This window comes from Streptomyces sp. NPDC088730 (assembly GCF_044751215.1).
Classification (GTDB): Bacteria; Actinomycetota; Actinomycetes; order Streptomycetales; family Streptomycetaceae; genus Streptomyces.
Window position 1 is genome coordinate 100,262 of sequence record NZ_JBIVLK010000003.1, and the last position, 21,111, is coordinate 121,372.

General features: G+C 71.6%; 12 protein-coding genes. 9 read left to right on the forward strand and 3 right to left on the reverse strand.

Annotated elements, in window-relative coordinates; translation table 11 throughout:
* Positions 1-80 precede the first annotated feature (80 nt).
* Complete coding sequence (locus ACIP89_RS12445; protein ID WP_402114715.1) at positions 81-1,295, reverse strand: alginate lyase family protein; 1,215 nt, start codon at positions 1,293-1,295, stop codon at positions 81-83.
* A 226-nt stretch (positions 1,296-1,521) separates the two neighbouring features.
* Positions 1,522-4,128: an alpha-glucan family phosphorylase gene (gene glgP, locus ACIP89_RS12450; protein ID WP_402114718.1), complete on the reverse strand. Its 2,607-nt coding sequence runs from the start codon at positions 4,126-4,128 to the stop codon at positions 1,522-1,524.
* Positions 4,129-4,891: 763 nt separating this feature from the next.
* Between glgP and ACIP89_RS12455 the strand changes: the two genes are divergently transcribed.
* From ACIP89_RS12455 to glgB, 4 genes are all read left to right on the forward strand, one after another.
* Positions 4,892-6,943, forward strand: a complete 2,052-nt coding sequence (locus ACIP89_RS12455; RefSeq protein WP_402114721.1) for an alpha-1,4-glucan--maltose-1-phosphate maltosyltransferase — start codon at positions 4,892-4,894, stop codon at positions 6,941-6,943.
* Positions 6,940-8,646 (forward strand): maltose alpha-D-glucosyltransferase, encoded by a 1,707-nt coding sequence (gene treS, locus ACIP89_RS12460; RefSeq protein ID WP_401920233.1) that lies wholly within the window; start codon positions 6,940-6,942, stop codon positions 8,644-8,646. The genes ACIP89_RS12455 and treS overlap by 4 nt, the downstream gene beginning before the upstream one ends.
* 239 nt (positions 8,647-8,885) lie before the next feature.
* Entirely contained in the window at positions 8,886-10,289 is a 1,404-nt protein-coding gene (locus ACIP89_RS12465) for a maltokinase (protein ID WP_401920235.1), read from the forward strand.
* Positions 10,290-10,375: 86 nt separating this feature from the next.
* Positions 10,376-12,919, forward strand: a complete 2,544-nt coding sequence (gene glgB / locus ACIP89_RS12470; protein WP_402114724.1) for a 1,4-alpha-glucan branching enzyme — start codon at positions 10,376-10,378, stop codon at positions 12,917-12,919.
* Positions 12,920-12,988: 69 nt separating this feature from the next.
* Here glgB and ACIP89_RS12475 read toward each other — a convergent pair whose 3' ends face one another.
* Positions 12,989-14,278 (reverse strand): haloacid dehalogenase-like hydrolase, encoded by a 1,290-nt coding sequence (locus ACIP89_RS12475; protein ID WP_401920240.1) that lies wholly within the window; start codon positions 14,276-14,278, stop codon positions 12,989-12,991.
* 351 nt (positions 14,279-14,629) lie between these two features.
* On the opposite strand from ACIP89_RS12475, the gene ACIP89_RS12480 reads away from it, so the two are divergent.
* The 5 genes from ACIP89_RS12480 (at position 14,630) to ACIP89_RS12500 (ending at position 21,109) form a co-directional block, all read left to right on the forward strand.
* Complete coding sequence (locus tag ACIP89_RS12480) at positions 14,630-15,349, forward strand: IclR family transcriptional regulator (RefSeq protein WP_401920242.1); 720 nt, start codon at positions 14,630-14,632, stop codon at positions 15,347-15,349.
* Between the two features lie 342 nt (positions 15,350-15,691).
* Positions 15,692-17,446, forward strand: a complete 1,755-nt coding sequence (locus ACIP89_RS12485; RefSeq protein WP_402114727.1) for a hypothetical protein — start codon at positions 15,692-15,694, stop codon at positions 17,444-17,446.
* Positions 17,443-18,306 carry a hypothetical protein gene (locus ACIP89_RS12490; protein ID WP_402114730.1) on the forward strand — a complete coding sequence of 288 codons (864 nt, stop codon included), beginning with the start codon at positions 17,443-17,445 and terminating at the stop codon, positions 18,304-18,306. The genes ACIP89_RS12485 and ACIP89_RS12490 overlap by 4 nt, the downstream gene beginning before the upstream one ends.
* A complete protein-coding gene (locus ACIP89_RS12495; RefSeq protein ID WP_401920249.1) occupies positions 18,303-19,307 on the forward strand; it encodes a membrane dipeptidase in 1,005 nt (334 codons plus the stop codon). The genes ACIP89_RS12490 and ACIP89_RS12495 overlap by 4 nt, the downstream gene beginning before the upstream one ends.
* Before the next feature lie 152 nt (positions 19,308-19,459).
* Complete coding sequence (locus tag ACIP89_RS12500; protein ID WP_402114731.1) at positions 19,460-21,109, forward strand: ABC transporter substrate-binding protein; 1,650 nt, start codon at positions 19,460-19,462, stop codon at positions 21,107-21,109.
* Positions 21,110-21,111 lie beyond the last annotated feature (2 nt).

Genomic DNA, 21,111 nt, shown 5'->3' on the forward strand with positions numbered 1-21,111 from the left:
ACCGGCAGCACCGCATGCCACGCAGCTGACGCGGCATCCCGCCCGGGAGGAGTACGGACTCCTCCCGGGCGGTCGCGCGCTCAGCTCGGGTTCTCCGCGTGGGTCAGCGTCTCCCAGGCGACGAACAGGTTGTCGGTCCCCGCGGGCCTGCGCTGCTCCGTGAGGGTCTGGGTGTTGGTCATCGCGATGCCCATCCGGTTGTGCAGCGCGTTGAACCCGACCTCGGTGACCGGCCCGAGGCTGTCCTTGAGCGATCCGCCGCAGAGCGAGGACGGAACCGCCGCCCCCAGCTGGTACTTGGCATGCAGGCCCAGGGCGTGGCGCAGCCGGTCCGCGATCTCCGGGTAGAGGTCCTGCCCCTGGATCCGACTGGTCTCCGCGATGTGCGAGATGGCGGAGAGTCCGTAGCCGGTGTGGGTGAGGTCGCGGCAGGTCTCCTGGGAGAGCCCGTCCATGAACATCGACTGGCCCTGCCAGTAGTTGATGATCTTGTCGCGGGTGTCGAGCCCGCTGCCCGGCGCGGTCCTGGGCAGCGCCCCGTCCGAGGTCAGATAGATGTACGCGGGAACCCGCCCGCGGAACTTGCCGACCGCCTTGTCGTACGAGGTGCGGTCCTCCAGGAAGACCGAGATGCCGATCGCGGCCTCGGTCATGCTCAGTTCCCAGTTCCCGTTGCTGTTGGACCCGTTGATGACCTTGGGCAGGTAGACGTCGCGCAGCATGGTGGCGAACCGGCCCGCGTTGGGCCAGCCGCTGTACGTGTACTTGATGATCTCGGCGGCCCGCGGCCAGGAGGAGCCGGCCCAGCCGGTCTGGAGCGGGGCGTTGCTGTTGGTGTGGTCCTTGATCACGGCCGACCAGGCGTCCATCAGCTCGATGGCCTTGGCGGCGTAGCGGCTGTCCTGGGTGATGTACCAGGCGAGCGAGAGCGTGTAGGCGGCAATCGCGTCCTCGCGCTCGTCGGTGCAGCCGTAGTTGGGGTTGGAGTACGAACCGCACTCCACGACGGCCCTGGGCTTGGCCGTCCGGCTGAGCGAGGCGTACTTGCTCGCCATCATCTGGTCGTACGCGCCCTTCCAGGGCTGCGCTCCCGCCTGCACCTTGGCGCGCACGAAGTCCAGCTGGGGACGGCTGACGAGGACGCCGGGGTGGGTGAAGGCGGCCGGGGCGGCGGCCGCCGGGACCGGCTGCGGGGCGGCCCGCCCGGCCGAGGCCGGGGTCATCGAGAGGCCGGTGATCAGTGCCGCGAGAGCGGTGGCGAGGCCGAGGCCGCGTCCGATGGTTCCGGTGCGCATGTGGGGGTGCCTTCCGGTGCGGGGGAGGTCCGGCAACTCGGCCCGAAAGCCGTGGAGTTCATACACATGAACTCTGAGTCGAGTTGTGAACCCTGCGATGAGTGAGGAACTTAAAGGCATCGCATGAGCACGTCAAGCACATGTGTTCAGAGGACGAAGGGCCCGGCACCGGGCGGCGGAAGCCGCCGTCCGGTGCCGGGCCCCCGCCGGAGCGCGGAACGCGACGTCAGCGCATCAGCAGCCCCGCGCCCTCACCGGTGCCCCCCGCCGGCTGCGCGACCAGGCCGAGTTCGGCGCCACCGGCCAGCAGCCGGTGGGCCGGCAGCACCCGCACCGTGTACCCGTAGGGACCCGTGCGGTCCAGGGCCAGCGGGCCGTCGTACAGCCACCGCCCCTCCAGGTCCTGGCCGCCGGCCGGCTTCAGCGGGAAGATCTGCGCCTCGGTGATGGCGTCGGCGGCGTCCACCCGGCCGGCCACCGCCTGCACCTCCACATCATCCGGCTCCAGCGCGCCGAGGGTGATCCGGACCCGCAGCGCCAGCGTCGAGCCGAGCTCCGCGGAGCCGCCGCTCGCCCCGGTGGGCGTCACCGCCTCGACGTGGTCGACCGCCACCCGGGGCCAGGCCGCCCGGACCCTGGCCTTCCAGTCGGCCAGCTCGCGTGCGGTGGTGGCGTCCAGGGAGCGCTGGGCGAGGGCCGCGGGGGCGTAGAGCCGCTCCACGTACTCACGGACCATGCGCCCCGCGAGGACCTTGGGGCCCAGGGTGCCCAGGGTGCGTCGGACCATCTCGATCCAGCGGTCCGGGAGCCCCTCGCCCCCGTGGTCGTAGAAGCGCGGGGCGACCCGGTCCTCGATCAGCTCGTAGAGCGCGTTGGCCTCCAGATCGTCACGCCGGTCCTCGTCCGTGGCGGAGCCGTCGGCCGTCGGGATCGCCCAGCCGAAGTCCGGCTCGAACCACTCGTCCCACCACCCGTCCAGGACCGAGAGGTTGAGGCAGCCGTTGAGTGCCGCCTTCATCCCGCTCGTACCGCACGCCTCCAGCGGGCGCAGCGGGTTGTTCAGCCAGACATCGCAGCCCGGGTAGAGCTTCTGGGCCATCCCCATCCCGTAGTCGGGCAGGAAGACGATGCGGTGGCGCACCCGGGGGTCGTCCGCGAACCGGACCAGCTCCTGGACCAGCCGCTTCCCGCCGTCGTCGGCCGGATGCGCCTTGCCCGCCACGACGATCTGGATCGGCCGCTCCGGGTGGAGAAGCAGCCTCCGCAGCCGGTCGCGGTCGCGCAGCATCAGCGTCAGCCGTTTGTACGAGGGCACCCGGCGGGCGAAGCCGATCGTCAGCACGCCGGGGTCGAGCACGCCGTCGATCCAGCCCAGTTCGGCGGGCTCCGCGCCCCGGGTGCGCCAGGAGGCGTGCAGCCGCTCCCGCACCTCGGTCACCAGCCGCTCGCGCAGCGTCCGCCGCACGTCCCAGAGCTGCCGGTCGGGGATGTCGGCGGCGGAGTCCCACCGGCCCGGGGTGCCGCCGGACTCGGTGCGCAGCCGGTAGATCTCGGGGGCGACCCAGGTGGGGGCGTGGACCCCGTTGGTCACGGAGGTGATCGGCACCTCAGGGGCGTCGAAGCCCGGCCAGAGCCCGGCGAACATCTCCCGGCTGACCGCCCCGTGCAGGGTGGAGACCCCGTTGGCCCGCTGGGCGAGCCGCAGTCCCATCACGGCCATGTTGAAGACGCCGGGGTCGCCGCCGTCGTACGTCTCCGTGCCCAGGTGCAGGATGCGTTCGGCCGGGACGCCGGGCAGCTCTCCGTCGTCACCGAAGTGACGGGCGACCAGTTCGCGGTCGAACCGGTCGATACCGGCCGGCACGGGGGTGTGGGTGGTGAAGACGGTGCCCGCCCGTACGGATTCCACCGCGGCGGCGAAGTCCAGGCCGTCGCCGGAGAGCTCCCGGATGCGTTCCAGGCCCAGGAATCCGGCGTGGCCCTCGTTGGTGTGGAACACCTCGGGCGCCGGGTGGCCGGTGAGCCGGCAGTAGCTGCGCACGGCGCGCACGCCGCCGATGCCCAGCAGTATTTCCTGGAGCAGCCGGTGCTCGCTGCCGCCGCCGTACAGCCGGTCGGTGACCTCGCGTTCACCGGGGGCGTTGCCCTCGACGTCGGAGTCGAGCATGAGGAGCGGCACCCGGCCGACCTGGGCCTGCCAGATGTGGGCGCGCAGCGAGCGCCCGCCGGGGAGCGCCAGGACCACCTCGCTCGGTGTCCCGTCGGCTTCGCGCAGCAGGGTGAGCGGCAGCTCGTTGGGGTCGAGGACGGGGTAGTGCTCCTGCTGCCAGCCGTCCCGGGAGAGGCTCTGGCGGAAGTAGCCGTGGCGGTAGAGCAGGCCGACGCCGACCAGGGGGACGCCCAGGTCGCTGGCGGCCTTGAGGTGGTCCCCGGCGAGGATGCCGAGGCCGCCGGAGTACTGCGGCAGGGCCGCGGTGACCCCGAACTCGGGTGAGAAGTAGGCGATGGCGGCGGGCAGCGCGACGCCCTGCGCCAGCTGCTCCTGGTACCACCTGGGGCCCTGGAGGTAGTCCCGGAGACCGGCGGAGACCTCGGTCAGCCGGTGCAGGAACTCCTCGTCCCGGGCCAGCTCCGCGAGCCGGCCCGCGGACACGGCGCCGAGCAGGCGCACGGGGTCACCGTCCGCCGGCCGGCCGGCCACCGGGTCGACGGCCTGGAAGAGCTCACGGGTCTCGGTGTGCCAGGACCAGCGCAGATTGCGGGCGAGGTCGCTGAGCGGTTGAAGGGGGTCGGGAAGGACGGGACGCACGGTGAATCGACGAATGGCCTGCACGTGTTCCACCTTTACAGGGGACGTCCGGATCCGAGGGGACGCACCACGGTGTGCGCCGCTCCGTCACCCTCGACGTTAGCCGGGTGCGCACTCGGCAACCACGGCGCACGGCCGTCCGGCGGCGTGCGACCCCGGCGGTCCGACCGCCCCCTCCGCTCCCTGCTCCTGCGCACCGCCAGGCACGGGATGTAGATCCAGGCACATCCGTCACAGGCGTTATGGCCGATTCCCTCACCTCGTACGGCCTTGTGGGCCTTCGCCCCGCAGGGAAGGCTTCCCAGTGGCGCCCGCAGTCCCCGCGTGCACCGGATTTCCGCGACCCCGCGCACGCGCGGCGGAGCCCGGCGCATTGAGACCGTCACAGATACGCCCGAGTAGTTAACAAACCACCGGATTGGCCCACCGGCATCCGTGGGAAGGCTTATCCGGTACCCGGAACGAATGCGTTCGGACGACAGTTCAAGGCGATCCGGCTCGGACCCCGTAGTCGGTTCGTCCGCCGTTCGGCGGCTGTCCGCCCGCGGTTCGTATGCAATCGGTGCGGCCCGCGCGTATTCGATCCACACCCGTGCACCACACCCGCGACCCATACATTCGAGTGCCATTCGAGTGAACGCGGACAGGAGCGGCCATGCCCACACCCCACCAGTCGTCAACGGAGCAGCTAGAAAGGACGGAACCCCACCATCGCGGCGCGCGCCTTCAGCCCTCCGCAGCCGCAACGCGCCCGGTTGAGTCCGAGCTCCAGTCCCCAGGTGATTTCATGATCGGTCGCATTCCCGTCCTCGACGTCCGCCCGCTCGTCGATTGCGGAAGAAGGCCCGCCAAGGCGGTTTCCGGCGAGACCTTCGAGGTCTCGGCGACCGTCTTCCGCGAGGGTCATGACGCGGTCTCGGCCAATGTCGTCCTGCTGGACCCGAACGGGCGCCCCGGCCCCTGGACGCCGATGCGCGAACTCGCCCCGGGCACCGACCGCTGGGGCGCGGACGTGACGCCCGGTACCGAGGGCCGCTGGACGTACACGGTCGAGGCCTGGAGCGATCCGGTGGCCACCTGGCGGCACACCGCGCGGATCAAGATCCCGGCGGGGATCGACACGGCGCTCGTCCTGGCCGAGGGCGCCGAGCTGTACGAGCGGGCCGCGGAGGGCGTGCCCAAGCGGGACGGCCGCGAGGCGGTGCTGGCCGCGGTCGACGCCCTGCGCGACACCTCCCGTCCGGCCGCCGCCCGGCTGGCCGCCGCGCTCACCCCGGAGGCGGCGGCCGCGCTGGACCGCCATCCGCTGCGTGAGCTGGTCACCGCCTCGCGGCCGCTGCCGCTCGTCGTCGAGCGCCGGCGTGCCCTGTACGGCTCCTGGTACGAGATGTTCCCCCGCTCGGAGGGCGCCAGGACCGAACCGGCCGTACCGGCGAAGCCCGCCGGGAAGGGCCGCTCGGCCAAGGCGCGGGCCGCCGCGGCGCAGCCTCCCCGGATCGTCAGCGGCACCTTCCGGACGGCTGCGGAACGGCTCCCGGCGGTCGCGGCGATGGGCTTCGACGTGGTGTACCTGCCACCGATCCACCCGATCGGGACCACCCACCGCAAGGGCCCGAACAACTCCCTCTCGCCCGCCCCGCACGATGTCGGGGTGCCCTGGGCGATCGGCTCGGCCGAGGGCGGCCACGACGCCGTGCACCCCGATCTCGGCACTCTCGACGACTTCGGCCATTTCGTGGAGACGGCCCGGAACCTGCGCATGGAGATCGCGCTGGATTTCGCCCTCCAGTGCTCCCCCGACCATCCGTGGGTCACGGAACATCCCGATTGGTTTCAGCACCGGGCGGACGGCTCCATCGCCTACGCGGAGAATCCTCCCAAGAAATACCAGGACATCTATCCGATCGCCTTCGACAAGGATCTCCACGGAATTGTCACGGAGTCCGTGCGTATCCTGCGCTTCTGGATGGATCACGGAGTTCGGATCTTCCGCGTGGACAATCCGCACACCAAACCGGTGATCTTCTGGGAGAAGGTGATCTCCGAGATCAACGGAACCGATCCCGATGTGATCTTCCTGGCCGAGGCATTCACCCGTCCCGCGATGATGCACACCCTCGCCACCATCGGATTCCAGCAGTCGTATACGTACTTCACCTGGCGGAACAGCCGGCAGGAAATCACCGAGTACGTGACGGAGCTTTCCACCGGGACGGCCTCCTTCATGCGGCCCAATTTCTTCGTGAACACCCCCGACATCCTCCCCGGATACCTCCAGGACGGCGGCAGGCCCGCCTTCGAGGCACGGGCGGTGCTCGCGGCGACACTCTCCCCGGCCTGGGGGGTGTACGCGGGGTACGAGCTCTGCGAGAACACCCCGATCCGCAGCGGCAGTGAGGAGTACCTCGACTCGGAGAAGTACGAGATCCGGCCCAGGGACTGGGAGGCCGCCGAGCGCGAGGGCCGGTCGCTGGCCCCGCTCATCACCACGCTCAACCGGATCCGGCGCCGCCACCCGGCGCTGCAGCAACTGCGTGACGTGCACTTCCACTCGTCCGACAACGACGCCCTGATCGTGTACAGCAAGCGGTCGGGTTCGAACATCGTTCTGATGGTCGTCAACCTCGACCCGCACCACACCCAGGAGGCGACCGTCTCGTTGGACATGCCGCAACTCGGCCTCGACCGGCACGAGAGCGTGCCGGTGCGCGACGAGCTCACCGGCACTTCCTATCACTGGGGCAGGACCTTCTATGTGCGTCTGGAGCCGGGCGTCACGCCCGCGCACATCGCCGTCCTGCGACCGTCCCCGCCGACCGGAGGGTCACCCACACCATGATCGTCAATGAGCCCGTCCACGACACGTTCGAGGACACCCCGGCCAAGGACCGCGATCCCGACTGGTTCAAGCGAGCCGTCTTCTACGAGGTACTCGTCCGTTCCTTCCAGGACTCCAACGGCGACGGCATCGGAGATCTGAAGGGCATCACGTCCAAACTGGACTACCTCCAGTGGCTGGGCGTCGACTGCCTCTGGCTGCCGCCGTTCTTCAAGTCACCGCTGCGCGACGGCGGTTACGACGTCTCGGACTACACCGCCGTACTCCCCGAGTTCGGTGACCTCGCCGACTTCGTCGAGTTCGTCGACGCCGCGCACCAGCGCGGGATGCGCGTGATCATCGACTTCGTCATGAATCACACCAGCGACCAGCACGACTGGTTCCAGCAGTCCCGTACCGACCCCGACGGGCCGTACGGCGACTACTACGTCTGGGCCGACGACGACAAGCAGTTCCAGGACGCCCGGATCATCTTCGTCGACACCGAGACGTCCAACTGGACCTTCGACCCGGTGCGCAAGCAGTACTACTGGCACCGGTTCTTCTCGCACCAGCCCGACCTCAACTACGAGAACCCGGCCGTGCAGGAGGAGATCATCTCCGCCCTGCGGTTCTGGCTGGACCTCGGCATCGACGGCTTCCGGGTCGACGCCGTGCCGTACCTCTACCAGCGCGAGGGCACCAACTGCGAGAACCTCCCGGAGACCCACGGCTTCCTCAAGCGGGTCCGCAAGGAGATCGACGCCAACTACCCGGACACCGTGCTGCTCGCGGAGGCCAACCAGTGGCCGGAGGACGTCGTCGACTACTTCGGCGACTACCGGGCGGGCGGCGACGAGTGCCACATGGCGTTCCACTTCCCCGTGATGCCGCGGATCTTCATGGCCGTACGCCGCGAGAGCCGCTACCCGGTCTCCGAAATCCTGGCCAAGACACCGGCGATCCCGTCCGGCTGCCAGTGGGGGATCTTCCTGCGCAACCACGACGAGCTGACGCTCGAAATGGTCACGGACGAAGAACGCGACTACATGTACGCGGAGTACGCCAAGGATCCGCGGATGCGGGCCAACATCGGTATCAGGCGGCGCCTGGCACCCCTGCTGGACAACGACCGCAACCAGATCGAGCTGTTCACCGCCCTGCTGATGTCGCTGCCCGGCTCGCCGATCCTCTACTACGGGGACGAGATCGGGATGGGCGACAACATCTGGCTGGGCGACCGGGACGCCGTACGCACCCCGATGCAGTGGACGCCCGACCGGAACGCCGGCTTCTCCTCCAGCGACCCGGGCCGGCTCTTCCTGCCCACGATCATGGACCCGGTCTACGGCTACCAGGTCACCAACGTCGAGGCGGCGATGGCCTCGCCGTCCTCGCTGCTGCACTGGACGCGCCGGATGATCGAGATCCGCAAGCAGAACCCGGCGTTCGGCCTCGGCTCGTACACCGAACTGCCCTCGTCCAACCCCGCGGTGCTCGCCTTCACCCGTGAGCACGGGGACGACCTCGTGCTGTGCGTGCACAACTTCTCACGGTTCGCGCAGCCGACGGAGCTGGATCTGCGGTCCTTCAGCGGGCGCCATCCGGTGGAGCTGATCGGCGGGGTGCGCTTCCCCGCCGTCGGCCAGTGGCCCTACCTGCTGACTCTCGCCGGACACGGCTTCTACTGGTTCCGCCTCCGCAAGGACGCGCCGCCGAGCTGACCGGCGGAAGGCGCACGGGCTCTGGTGCGGGGCGGTTTCCGCCGCTCCGCACGGGGCACTCTCCACCCATATCGAGCCCTTCAGGACCCTTCCTGGATCCTCCTGGCGTTTCGTTCCCTCCGAGTCGAGTCCGTACGGACCATCCTGACCCGACACGTCCCGCACAGCCGGACAGCCAAAGCCGCAATCCGGGACACTCTTCGCATCCTGTGGTGTGCCCGGGGAAAGGACGCGATGCCATGTCGGAGGCTGCATCCGCTCAGGTCACCCTGGCGAACAGCACAGCCCTGCTCCCGTCTCTCGGACCGCTGCTCCACGATTGGCTGCCCCGGCAGCGCTGGTTCGCGGGCAAGGGACGGCCGATCACGGCCTTCTCGCTCGTGTCGGCGACCGAGATACTGCCGGTCGAGAAGTCCGGCGACACCGCCGCCACCGGTACCGGCCCCGGACTCCTGCACCTGCTGGTCCGGGTCCATCAGCCCACCATGCCCGCCCAGCCGCCCGTCGACAGCTACCAGTTGCTGCTCGGCGTACGGCCCACGCTGCCGACCCGGCTGGCCCCCGCCCTCATCGGCCATGTGACGGAAGGCCCGCTGGCCGGGCTGACCGTCTACGACGGGCTGCACGACCCGCGCCTCGCCGCCCTGCTGCTGGAGCGGCTGCGCACCCCCGGCGCGCTCGGCGCGCTCCGGTTCGGCCGGGGCACCGCCCCGGTCCCGGCCGGTCTCGCGCCCCGGGTGCTGGACACCGAGCAGTCCAACTCCTCGCTCGTCTACGGCAACGCCTACATCCTCAAGATCTTCCGCCGGGTCTTCCCGGGCACCAACCCCGATCTGGAGCTTCCCCTCGCGCTCTCCCGCGAGGGGTGCGGGCGCGTTCCGGCCCCCGTCGCCTGGTTCGAGTCGGCCGTTCCCGAGCCCCTCACGCTCGGGGTGCTCCAGCCCTTCCTGAGCGGCGCGCAGGACGGCTGGCAGCTCGCCCTGCGCGCGCTCGCGACGGGCGACGACTTCGGCCCCGAGGCCCACGCGCTGGGGCGGGCCACCGCAGAGGTGCACACCGCGCTCGCCGCGGCGCTGCCCACTCCGGCGCTGCGCCGGGGCGAGAGCGAGGAGCAGGCCGCCGGTATGGTGCGGCGGCTGGAGGCGGCCGCCCACGCGGTGCCGGAGCTGGTGCCGTACGTCCCGGGGCTGCGCGCCGCGTTCGACGCCGTGACGGCGCTGGGCCACCGGGGACGGAGCTGGGCGGCCCAGCGGGTGCACGGCGATCTCCATCTCGGCCAGACCCTGCGCGGGGCCGACGGATTCTGGTCGCTGATCGACTTCGAGGGCGAACCGGCCCGCCCGCTCACCGAGCGCCGCAGCCCGCAGCCACCGGTGCGCGACATCGCCGGCATGCTCCGGTCCTTCGACTACGCGGCCCGCTCGCACCGGCCCTGGAACGCCGACTGGGCGGCCCGCTGCCGCTCCGCCTACTGCGACGGCTACGCCGCCGCCTCCGGCGTCGATCCGCGAGCCGAACCAGAGCTGCTGCGGGCCCACGAGACCGACAAGGCGGTGTACGAGGTGCTGTACGAGGCACGGCACCGGCCCGACTGGCTGCCGGTCCCGATGGCCGCGATCCACCGCCTCGCCGCCGCCGGCTGACCCCCGCCGCGCGGACCGGCCCGCACCCGGTCCGCCGCCCTCCCGCCCCACCCGCCCCCGTCCACACCCCCGAGGAGGCTGTCCCTGTGACCGCCCGCAAGCCCTCCCGCAAAGCCCCCGCCCCCGCCACGAGCACCTCTGAGGCCACGCCAGGCGCGCCCGCAGCCGCGTCCGCGTCCGCAGCCGCTTCCGCCGAGCACGCCGACGGCGCCGCGGGCCCGGCGACCGGCACCCTCGGACCGCTGGAGGCGAGCGCGCCGGCCCCGGAGCCGGTCACCACGCCGATGCCGGCACCGGACGCGGCCCCGTCCGTCGCGCCCACGCCCTCCCCTGCCGCCGCCTCCACGTCCGCAGCCGCTTCGGCATCCGCTCCCGTCAAGCGGGCGAAGCGGGCGGCGGCTCCGCCCCGGCCACGCCGGGCCGGCGGCGGTCAGGGGGTCCGCCCGGCCCGCCCACTGGACGACGGGGACCGGGCCCGGCTGCTGGCGGGCGAGCACCACGCCCCGCACGACCTGCTCGGCGCGCACCAGATCCGCGGCGGTGTCGCCTTCCGGGTGCTGCGGCCCTTCGCACGGACGGTCACCGTGCTGGCGAAGGGGCTCAGGGCCCAGCTGCACGACGACGGCGACGGCTTCTTCTCCGGACTCCTGCCGATGCCGGCGGTCCCCGAGTACCAGCTCCTGGTCGGCTACCCGGACAACGAGATCGAGATCCATGACCCGTACCGCTTCCTGCCCGCGCTCGGCGACCTCGACCTGCACCTGATCGGCGAGGGCCGGCACGAGGAGCTGTGGACCGCGCTGGGTGCCCGGCCGATGGAGCACCAGGGCGTCACCGGTACCCGGTTCACCGTCTGGGCCCCCAACGCCCGCGGGGTACGCGTCTCCGGCGACTTCAACTACTGGGACGGCACCGGCTTCCCGATGCGTTCGCTCGGCTCGACCGGAGTGTGGGAGCTGTTCCTGCCCGCGATCGGGGAGGGCGCCCTCTACAAGTTCGACATCTGCCGCCCGGACGGCACGCACACGCTGCGCGCCGACCCGATGGCCCGCCAGGCCGAGGTCCCGCCCGCCAACGCCTCGGTCGTGACGGCCGCGCACCACGTCTGGCGGGACCAGGAGTGGATGGCCCGTCGCGGGGACGTCCCGGTCCACGAGGCGCCGCTGTCCGTCTACGAGGTGCACCTGCCGTCCTGGCGGCCCGGCCTCACCTACCGCCAGCTCGCGGAGCAGCTTCCCGCGTACGTGCGCGATCTGGGGTTCACGCACGTGGAGCTGATGCCGGTCTCCGAGCACCCCTTCGGCGGCTCCTGGGGCTATCAGGTGACCGGTTTCTACGCCCCGACCTCCCGGATGGGCCCGCCGGACGACTTCCGCTTCCTGGTCGACGCGCTGCACCGGGCCGGGATCGGCGTCCTCGTCGACTGGGTGCCCGCGCACTTCCCGCGCGACGAGTGGGCGCTCGCGGAGTTCGACGGCCGGCCGCTGTACGAGCACTCGGACCCGCAGCGGGCCGCGCATCCGGACTGGGGCACGCTCGAATTCGACTACGGCCGCACCGAGGTACGCAACTTCCTTGTCTCCAACGCCACTTACTGGTGCGAGGAGTTCCACATCGACGGGCTGCGGGTGGACGCCGTCGCCTCGATGCTCTACCTCGACTACTCGCGCGAGGAGGGCGAGTGGTCCCCGAACGAGCACGGCGGCCGGGAGAACCTGGACGCCGTCGCCTTCCTCCAGGAGATGAACGCCACGGTCTACCGGCGCAGCCCCGGCGTCGTCACCATCGCCGAGGAGTCCACCGCCTGGGACGGCGTCACCCGCGCCACGCACCACGTCGGTCCGGGCGGTTTCGGCGGGCTCGGCTTCGGGCTGAAGTGGAACATGGGCTGGATGCACGACTCGCTGGAGTACGTGTCGAAGGAGCCGGTGCACCGCAAGTACCACCACAACGAGATGACCTTCTCGATGGTGTACGCGTACAGCGAGAACTACGTGCTGCCGATCTCGCACGACGAGGTCGTGCACGGCAAGCGGTCCCTGGTCAGCAAGATGCCGGGCGACTGGTGGCAGCAGCGCGCCAACCACCGCGCCTACCTCGGCTTCATGTGGGCCCACCCCGGGAAGAAACTCCTGTTCATGGGCCAGGAGTTCGCCCAGGGGGCCGAGTGGTCGGAGGGCCACGGCCCCGACTGGTGGCTGCTCGATCCCTCGTACGCCGCGGAGAGCGACCACCGGGGCGTACGGACCCTGGTCAGCGATCTGAACACGGTGTACGGCTCGACGCCCTCGCTCTGGCAGCGTGACACGGTCCCGGAGGGCTTCGCCTGGGTGGAGGGGCACGCCGCGGAGGACAACGTGTTCGCGTTCGTCCGGTACGACGGGGACGGATCACCGCTGATCGCCGTCTCGCACTTCTCCCCGGTGGTGCGGCACGACTACCGCATCGGGGTGCCGGACGGACCGGCGTCCTGGGTGGTGGTGCTGAACACGGACGCGGGGCGGTACGGGGGCGGCGACGTGCGCAACGAGGAACCGCTGAAGCCGGAGGCCGTACCGTTCCACGGCAGGGAGGCGAGCGTGACCCTGACGCTCCCGCCGCTCGCGACGGTGTGGCTGCGGCCCGCCTGACAGAACGGCGGCGGCCCCGGGGGGTCCCCCCCGGGGCCGCCGCCGTTCTCCTGCCGTGCCGGTCCCGCGTCAGTAGACCGTGTCCCGCTGGTCGGGTACGACGCTGCCGTCGCCGCGCCGCACGGGGCCGAAGGAGCCGTCGGGCTCGGTGCGGGCGGCGGTCGCGCAGGGGTAGGCCGTGGTCCTGCGGGGCAGCGGCTCGATGAACATCGGGTTCACGACCCAGCGGCCGTCGGCGTTGTCGTAGGCACGGCACATCACCTCGTTCTTGTTGCGGTTGAGCACGAGGTGCGCTCCGGTGGCGTCACCGACGAACGTCACGTCGGTGTCGGCGTCACCACCGCCGAGCGTGATCCGCCGGTCCGGGGCCTGCCGGTGCCAGGCGGCCCGGCCCTTGATCCCGTAGATCTCCTGGTTGATCCAGCAGCGCTTGCCGTCGATGTACGGGATGGCCTCGCCCTCGGTGACGCCCGTCCCGCCGCAGCCCTCGTTCCTGGTCGTGATGCGGCCCTCGCGGTCGAGGACGGAGCGGATGGCGACGGTGTGCGCGCGGTCGATTCCGATGCCGCGCGACCAGACCTCGGTGACCGGCTCCGAACCCGCCGAGACGATCCAGACGTCGAACCCGGCCTGCTGGAGCGTACGGACGAGGTCGCGCTGCTGTTCGTAGTACCGCACGTAGGCCGGGAGGACGTGGGTGCCGACGGTGCGGGTCGCGCCGACGGGCGCGGCGAGGGCCTCCGCGCGGGCGGCCGCCGTGTACGCACGCAGTTCGGGGACGGTGTGGCCGGCGAACAGCTGGGGCACCCAGGCGTACTGCGGAACCGTGCGCCGGTGGTTCCACTCCCCCGCGAAGGCGGCCTCGCCGCTCATCGTGGTGCCGTCCTCGCGGATCTGGAGGATCTCGTCGGCGCAGCGGGCGTCGGTGGAGGTGGGCAGGGGCGCTCCCACCGCGACGTCCGTGCCGCAGGCCTCGGTGAGGGCCTTGTCCGCGGTGTCGGTCAGCCACTTGCTGGTGTCCTTCCAGCGGGCGGGCCGGAGGATCTTGTCGTGCCGCAGGGACCAGCTGATGGTGGCGTCGGTGACGTCGTTCTTGGTGATGGTGTTGTCCCAGTCGAACGCCGCGACCGGGCGTGGTCCGCCCCTGCCGCGGCAGCTGCCGCGCTCGTCGATCACGCGCTGCAACCGGGCGCGGTTGTCGCCGTACCAGGGGAGTGCGTCGGAGAGTTGGGGGCAGCGGGCCGTCGGCGTCACGGACACGCGACCGGCCGGGGAGGCTGCCACGGGGCCGGCCGCGGCGGCGACAGCGAGTGCGGCGGTCACCGCCGAGGTCCACGCGAGAACTAGTCGGGTGCGCATGCGAGTGGACCGTACATCAATGTTTCCGCGGTGTTGAGGGGGCGCGCGCCACTCCGCGGACTCGGGCGGAGGCCGTGCGGATCGAGGTCCGGACCACTCCGGCAGTACGCCGGTGCTTCGGACGTCTCCGTATGGAAGACGCGGGCAAGGCGTGCACCACACCCTCTGGATTCTTGTATTCCTAGGCCAATGGCCGTGCAGAAGGTGAATTCAAAGGCAAACTCCCGCCAGCTATGCATCTGATGGGGTGTCTGATGTTTTTCCTCGGACGACCATTGACGGCCCTCCGAGTGCGGTGTTTAAGTGACGCATCTCGATCGGAGACAGTGTCCTCTTATAGGAGACAGCGCAGTGGTTACTCAGATCCTCACTTCCTCGCTCAAGACGCTGGAGGTTCTCGCCGCCCTTGCCGACGAGCCGCAGGGCGTGGGCGTCTCCGATCTCGCCCGTCGCACGGGAGGCAGCCGCGGTTATGTGCACCGGCAGCTGGTGACGCTGTGCGCGGGCGGCTGGGCGGAGCAGGCGGAGGACGGGACCTACCGGCTCAGCCTCCGTGTCTCCAGGCTCTCCGACGCCGCGTTCGCCCAGGCCGGACTCGGCCACCGGGCCACCGCGGCGATGGAGGAACTGGCGGCCCTGGTCGACGAGACGGTGTCCTTGGCCGTCCTCGACGGCGACTCGGCGCGGATCGTCCAACGGGTCGAGGTGGACCGTCTGCTGCGTGTCGATTCCCGGATCGAGGCCCGGATGCCGATCTCGGACACCGCCTCCGGGCGGGTACTCACCGCCTGGGCGCTCCCGCACGACCTGGAGGCGCTGCGGGACGCGGGCGTGGCCACGGCGGGTGACGCCGAGCTGGAGCACATCCGGCACAACGGCTACGCGATCTCACTGCCGAACCGGCTGGAGCCGACGGTCGCCGTGGCGGCCCCGGTCTTCGACGCCAGGCGTCGGGCGATGGCGGCCCTGTCCGTGGTCGGCCCGATGGTCCGCTTCGACGCGGAGGCGGCGGCCGCCGACACCGTGGCCTGCGCGGACCGCGTCACCAAGATCGTCTCCGGAAGCAGGTGATCGCCCGCTCCGATCCCTGACCTGACTCTGCTTCGGAATCCGCTTCACACCGCCCGCTTCACCCGGCGCCTCCCCCCTCTCCGGCCCCAGCACCGCTCGCCGCGGCACCACCGCCCCGGCCGGGGCGTGCCCCGCTGTGCCCGCGCCGCGACGCGTCACTCCTGCGGCCGGCCCCCAGCGGCCGCGACCCACCCGAACGTTCTCCGCGTGCCTGGCAGGGGCCGTTCTTCTCCGCCTCCGCCTACCGGCCGCGACCCGCTCCGTCGCCCCACCGGTCCGCCGACGACCGCCGCCGCCCCGCGGCGGACGCGCGCCGCGTGACCCGCACGAAAGGAACCACCCGTGGCACCACAGCCCACCCCGGCCCGGCCGGGCGGCCGGCCCGCCGCCGAGATCATGACCCCGGCTGCCCTCGCCGCCCTCCAGGCCGGGCGTCTGTCGTCGGCCCGCTCCCTGGTCAACCGCATGCTCCGCGAGCACTGGCGCGTGGAGCGCCGCTCGTTGACCGTCGGGACGGACGGCAGCGGTGAGGCCGTCTACCGCATCCACGCACCGGACCGGGTGATGGACTTCGTGGCCTTCGCCTTCCCGCCCTCGTCCCAGGAGCGCACCCTGCGCATCTTCGACCTGGGCTGGGACATGATGGGTGCCCTCCTCGACGGTCCCGCCACCGCGGAGGACGTCGAGCACACCCGCAACGAGATGCCCCGCCTCTACCACGGACGCGCCACCCGGCACACACTCACGTGGTGCCGCGCCAACCGTTCGCTGCGCGTTTTCGAGCACGTCGTGGAGGCGCTGGCAGGGGGGCGGCAGCCCGACACCGCCGCACTCGCCCGGGTCGGCTATCTGATGCGCAATATCGGCCTGGACGGAAACGGCACGTTCGGCACCCGCAGCTTCCTGGCGTACGGCGACGATCACCCCTTGGCGGTCCCGTACCACGCTCAGCTGCTGTCGGCCTACCTGATGCGCGAGCTGAGCGCCGACCTGGTCGAGGCGCTGGCCGCCCGGCGCTCGGACACGGCCGTGGCCCTCGACCCGCAGGTGCGCCGCTTCCTCGGCGTCGGCAACAGCTCCGCGCTCGGTCTGGTGCTGTGGGTGGGCAACCACCCGGTGCTCGTGGACCGCTGGATCTCGCTGCGCGAGCAGGCCCTCGCCCACGCCCGCGGCCTCGCGGCGGCACCCGGTTCCAGCGTGCGGGACACGCTGGCCGCCCTGTTGGAGCGGGCCGTCCGATACCAGAGCGAAGACGCCAACGAGTACACCTGCTTCACCCCGTCAGAGCGGATCGTCGCCGACCTGCGACGCGTGCTCGACGCCATCCCCGGGCACGCCGCCGCGGCCGAGGCGGACGGCCGGGTGCCCACCGTGGGCGAGCTGGTCGACGGCGTCGAGGACGTCTGCGCCGAAGCCGCCGAGGTGGTCAACTCCGTGCTCACCGAGCTGGACCCGGCGGAGTCCGACCGGCTCGCGGCGGAGCTCACCGTCGACGAGACGTTCCGCCGGGACGGCTCGATGGCCGCAGGTGAGCTGCGCGCGCTGCTCGCCGACCGCTACGCCTGGGCCCTCGCGGTCGACCGCACCGCCCCCGGCGCGGTCGCCAACACCTGGTACAAGTCCCGGTCCGCGGAGGAGCCCCGGTGCGGCGCCACCGCCGAACTCCCCGAGGGCAGCGTCGATCTCGGCGTGGACGTACCCGGCATGGTCCAGCACCTCGACGGCGTACTCGCCGCCGAGGACCCCGCTCTGCCCGTCGGACGGCTGCTGGCCCGCCGCCCCGAGCTGCGGGGAGCCGTCGAACGCCTCCAGTCCCTGGCGGGGCTCCCGTACGCCGTGCCCCACACGAACATCCGCGACGCCGCCTTCGTGCCCGCCCGGATCATCCGGCTGGCGAACGCCGCCCTCTACGGCCTGGAACGCACCAAGGACTACTTGGGCCGGGACCTTCGGGGCGTGATCTTCCAGGGTGCTCCCACCGCGGCCGACCTGGGGGGTGCCGACGAGGGCGGCCCGTGGTTCTGGCCCGCCGTACCGCGCCCCGCCGACACCGCCGTCCTCGACGCACCCGCCACCTCGAACGGAGCCTCCCGATGACCTCCGCCACGCTCGCCCGCGGTTCCGGGCACGACGGCGACGCCGACCGCCTCGGCCGCACCTGGCAGAACGCCTCCGACCGGGAGACCCTCCGGCTGTCACCGCGCGAACTGCGGCTCGTCACGGAGCGCCTGCTCCAGGCCCAGGGCCTCGCGCTCGGCGCCGTCCCCGCCGTGCGCGACCTGGTGCTGCACGCCCAGGCCGCCGGGCTGCCCGCACTCCAGTTCCTGGCCGACGGGCTGGGCGAGGCGGACCGCGAGAACTCCGGCCGGGTGGAGATCGCCGCCGAGACGGCGGGCGCGCTCGTGGTCGACTGCCTCGGCCAGAGCGCCCTGGTCGTCGCCCCCGCACTCCTCGACCTGCTCCAGGCAGTACCCGCGGAACGGGTCACCCTGTGGGCCGGGCGCATCGGACACCCCGCGCTGGCCGCCGTGCTGGAGCACCAGGGCACCGACCGGGGCGTGGTCATCACGGTGACGGACGCCGGCGCGGAGACCGCGCACGCCGCCGGTCTGCCCCCGCTGCCCGAGGCCCTGGCAGGCGACGGCGTGCTCCTCGTCATGGAACGCCGTACACCCGAACTGCCCGACGAACCGCAGCTGTTGCGCCTTCTGCCGCTCACCGGCTCACTGCCCGCGGCCCGCGCGGTACGCACCGGGGTGGAGACCCCCACCGCCCTGTGGTGGTCGCTGTTCGAGGACTCCGCCAAGGCGCTGTCCACCGAGTCGGTGACCTCTCTCAAGCACGCCGGCGCGACCGCCGTCGACGAGAACGGTGTGATCGAACCCGACCTCACCGACGACGTCGACTTCGTCGGCGGCACCGCCATCACATCCACCGACGACGGAGAACAGCGATGAACATCGACGGACTTGAGTGCGGCGTCTTCAACCGGACGGTCTTCGAGGAGCTGCGCGCCGGGCGCGTGGACTGCGTGACCAACACCATCGCGTTCTGGGAGAACGCGGCGGAGACCATGCAGGCCCTCGCCGACTGGTACGGAATGGAGCGCGACAACGCCGACCTCATACGGATCGCGTACTCCACGGCCGATATCGAGGCGGCTGCCGCCGAGGGCCGTACCGCCGTCCTCATGGGGACCCAGAACGCGTCCCCGATCGAGGACCGGCTCGACTACGTCGAGCTGTTCGCCCGCATGGGCCTGCGGGTCATGCAGCTCACGTACAACATCCAGAACACCCTGGGCGCGAGCTGCTACGAGACCACCGACGCCGGTCTGACCCGCTTCGGCCGCAACGCCGTCGAGGAGATGAACCGCTGCGGAGTCCTCGTCGACTGCTCCCACGTCGGTGACCGGACCTCGTACGACGCGATCCACGCCTCGGCCGTCCCGGTGGCGGTCAACCATGCCAATCCGCGCGAGTTCTTCGACCACGCCCGGAACAAGCGGCCCGAGGTCATCGACGCACTCGCCGAACGGGGCGGCGTGCTCGGCCTGACCATGTACCCGAACATCGCCGGCCAGTGGTGCGAGAGCGTCGACAGCTGGTGCGAGCTGGTCGCCCGCACCGTGGAGCGGATCGGTGTCGACCACGTCGGCGTCGGGTCCGATCTCGGGCGTTTCCTCACCGAGGAACACATGGTGGAGATGCGCAAGGGCCACTGGACGCGCGGACCCGAGTACGGGGCGGGCAAGCCCGGCCAGTCGCCGGTCGTGCCGGACCCGGAGTGGTTCGAGACGGCCGCCCAGTTCGGCAGCATCCCCGCCGGGCTGGCCAGAGCCGGCTTCTCGGCCGCCGAGGTCGAGAAGCTGTGCGGCGGCAACTGGCTGCGCCTGTACCGGCAGACCATCGACGTGGACCTCCAGGCCGGCCCGCCGCCCGTGCCCGCCTCGGCCTGACCACCCGGCCCGGCGGGGTCACCCGCCGGGCCCGCCCGCCGAGGGCGCCTCCCGACTGCCGGACGCACCCGGGGCGTGCCCCACCCCGGGATGCCGCCCAGGAGCGGCTTCCCCCGCCTCCTCCCTGCCCGTCTCTCCGAGCGGAGACTCCGATGACCCACCGCTTCAGCAGTCCGCCGGCGGGCGCCCCGCCGGCCCGGCCCCGGCGGCGTACCCCCACCGCGCTGGCCCTGGCCGCCGCCCTGACGGCCTCGCTCACCTCCTGCGCGACCGCCGGCGTCTCCGTGGAGACGGCGCGCCACACCCTCGTCGTCGACACGGCCTTCAACGCCAAGTCCATCGACCCGGCCCGCGTCTACCAGCCCACCGACTACCTCGTCGACCACGCCCTGTACGAGACGCTGACCACCTACCGCGGCGACGACCTGCGTACGCCCGTGCCCGGCCTGGCCTCGTCGTGGTCGAACTCCGAGGACGGGCAGTCCTGGACGTTCACGCTGCGGGACGACGCCAGGTTCTCCGACGGCACCCCCGTCGAGGCGGGCGACGTCGTCTTCTCCTTCGACCGGCTGCGCCACGTGGACGCCAGCCCCGCCTTCCTGATGGCCGGGATCTCCGTCGAGGCCAAGGACGCGCGGACCGTCGTCCTCACCACCGAGGCCCCCCGCGCCGATGTGCCCGCCATGCTCGTCACCCCGCAGTTCGGGGTGCTCAACGCCGACGCGGTACGCGCGCACGGCGGCACCGACGCGAAGAACGCGGTCACCGAGGACTCGGCCGAGGCCTGGCTGAACACGGCGTCCGCGGGCTCCGGGCCGTACCGGCTGAAGAGCTACAGCAACTCCTCGCAGATCGTCCTGGAGACCAACCCGGAGTACGCCGGTGACGCGCCGGCGTACCCCAGGGTGATCATCCGGAACGTGCCGTCGGCCCAGCAGCAGCTGCTCGGGGTGCAGTCGGGTGACTCACAGATCGCCCTCGACATCTCGGCGCTGCAGACCAAGGGCCTGCACGGCGGCAACCTCACCGTCGACAACAGCCGGGCGGCCGAGGTGCTCTACCTCGCGGTCAGCCGCGCGAAGAACCTCCCCACCGCCTCCGACGACGTGCGGAAGGCCATCCGGCTCGGCATCGACTACCAGGGCCTCGCCGAGATCGCCGGACCCGGCTCCACCCAGGCCACCGGCATCCTGCCGACCGTCTTCACCGGAGGACTCGGCAAGGCTGACGCCGCCACCCACGACCTCCGGGCGGCCCGCGCCCTCGTCGAGAAGGCCAAGAAGGAACAGGGTCTGAAGAAGATCGAGCTGACCCTCGACTACGCCAGTGACTACCACCGGCTGGCCGGCCTCGACTACGGCGTCATGGCCCAGCGCGTCCAGAGCGACCTGGGGAAGATCGGCATCTCCGTCACGCTCCGCCCCTCACCGACGTCGACCTCCCTGCAGCGGTACGTGGACGGCAGGACACAGCTCGCCCTGTGGTCCTACCCGCCGGACTACCTCGACCCGCAGAACGTCCTCGGCTTCGCGCCCGGCGACTTCCTCTCCAAGCGGGTGCACTGGCCGGCGAAGGAGGCCCCCCGGCTCGCCGCGCTCACGAAGGAGGCCTACGGATCGGTCGACGAGCGGGAGCGGCTCACCGCCTACACGGCGTGGAACCGCGCGATGAACGAGGACGGCCCCTTCGTCCCGCTCCTGGAGCCGAACTTCGTCACCGTCGCCTCGTCCGAGGTCAGCGGACTGGTCCGCAACCCGCTCTACTACCTCGATCTGGCCGCGCTCGGCCGCTCGGAGGGGTGACC

What these genes read in the sequence shown, in the direction of transcription:
- ACIP89_RS12445 (WP_402114715.1), bottom strand. Translation starts at nt 1,295, where the DNA reads ATGCGCACCGGAACCATCGGACGCGGCCTCGGCCTCGCCACCGCTCTC.
- ACIP89_RS12455 (WP_402114721.1), top strand. Translation starts at nt 4,892, where the DNA reads ATGATCGGTCGCATTCCCGTCCTCGACGTCCGCCCGCTCGTCGATTGC.
- treS (WP_401920233.1), top strand. Translation starts at nt 6,940, where the DNA reads ATGATCGTCAATGAGCCCGTCCACGACACGTTCGAGGACACCCCGGCC.
- ACIP89_RS12465 (WP_401920235.1), top strand. Translation starts at nt 8,886, where the DNA reads ATGTCGGAGGCTGCATCCGCTCAGGTCACCCTGGCGAACAGCACAGCC.
- ACIP89_RS12475 (WP_401920240.1), bottom strand. Translation starts at nt 14,278, where the DNA reads ATGCGCACCCGACTAGTTCTCGCGTGGACCTCGGCGGTGACCGCCGCA.
- ACIP89_RS12490 (WP_402114730.1), top strand. Translation starts at nt 17,443, where the DNA reads ATGACCTCCGCCACGCTCGCCCGCGGTTCCGGGCACGACGGCGACGCC.
- ACIP89_RS12495 (WP_401920249.1), top strand. Translation starts at nt 18,303, where the DNA reads ATGAACATCGACGGACTTGAGTGCGGCGTCTTCAACCGGACGGTCTTC.
- ACIP89_RS12500 (WP_402114731.1), top strand. Translation starts at nt 19,460, where the DNA reads ATGACCCACCGCTTCAGCAGTCCGCCGGCGGGCGCCCCGCCGGCCCGG.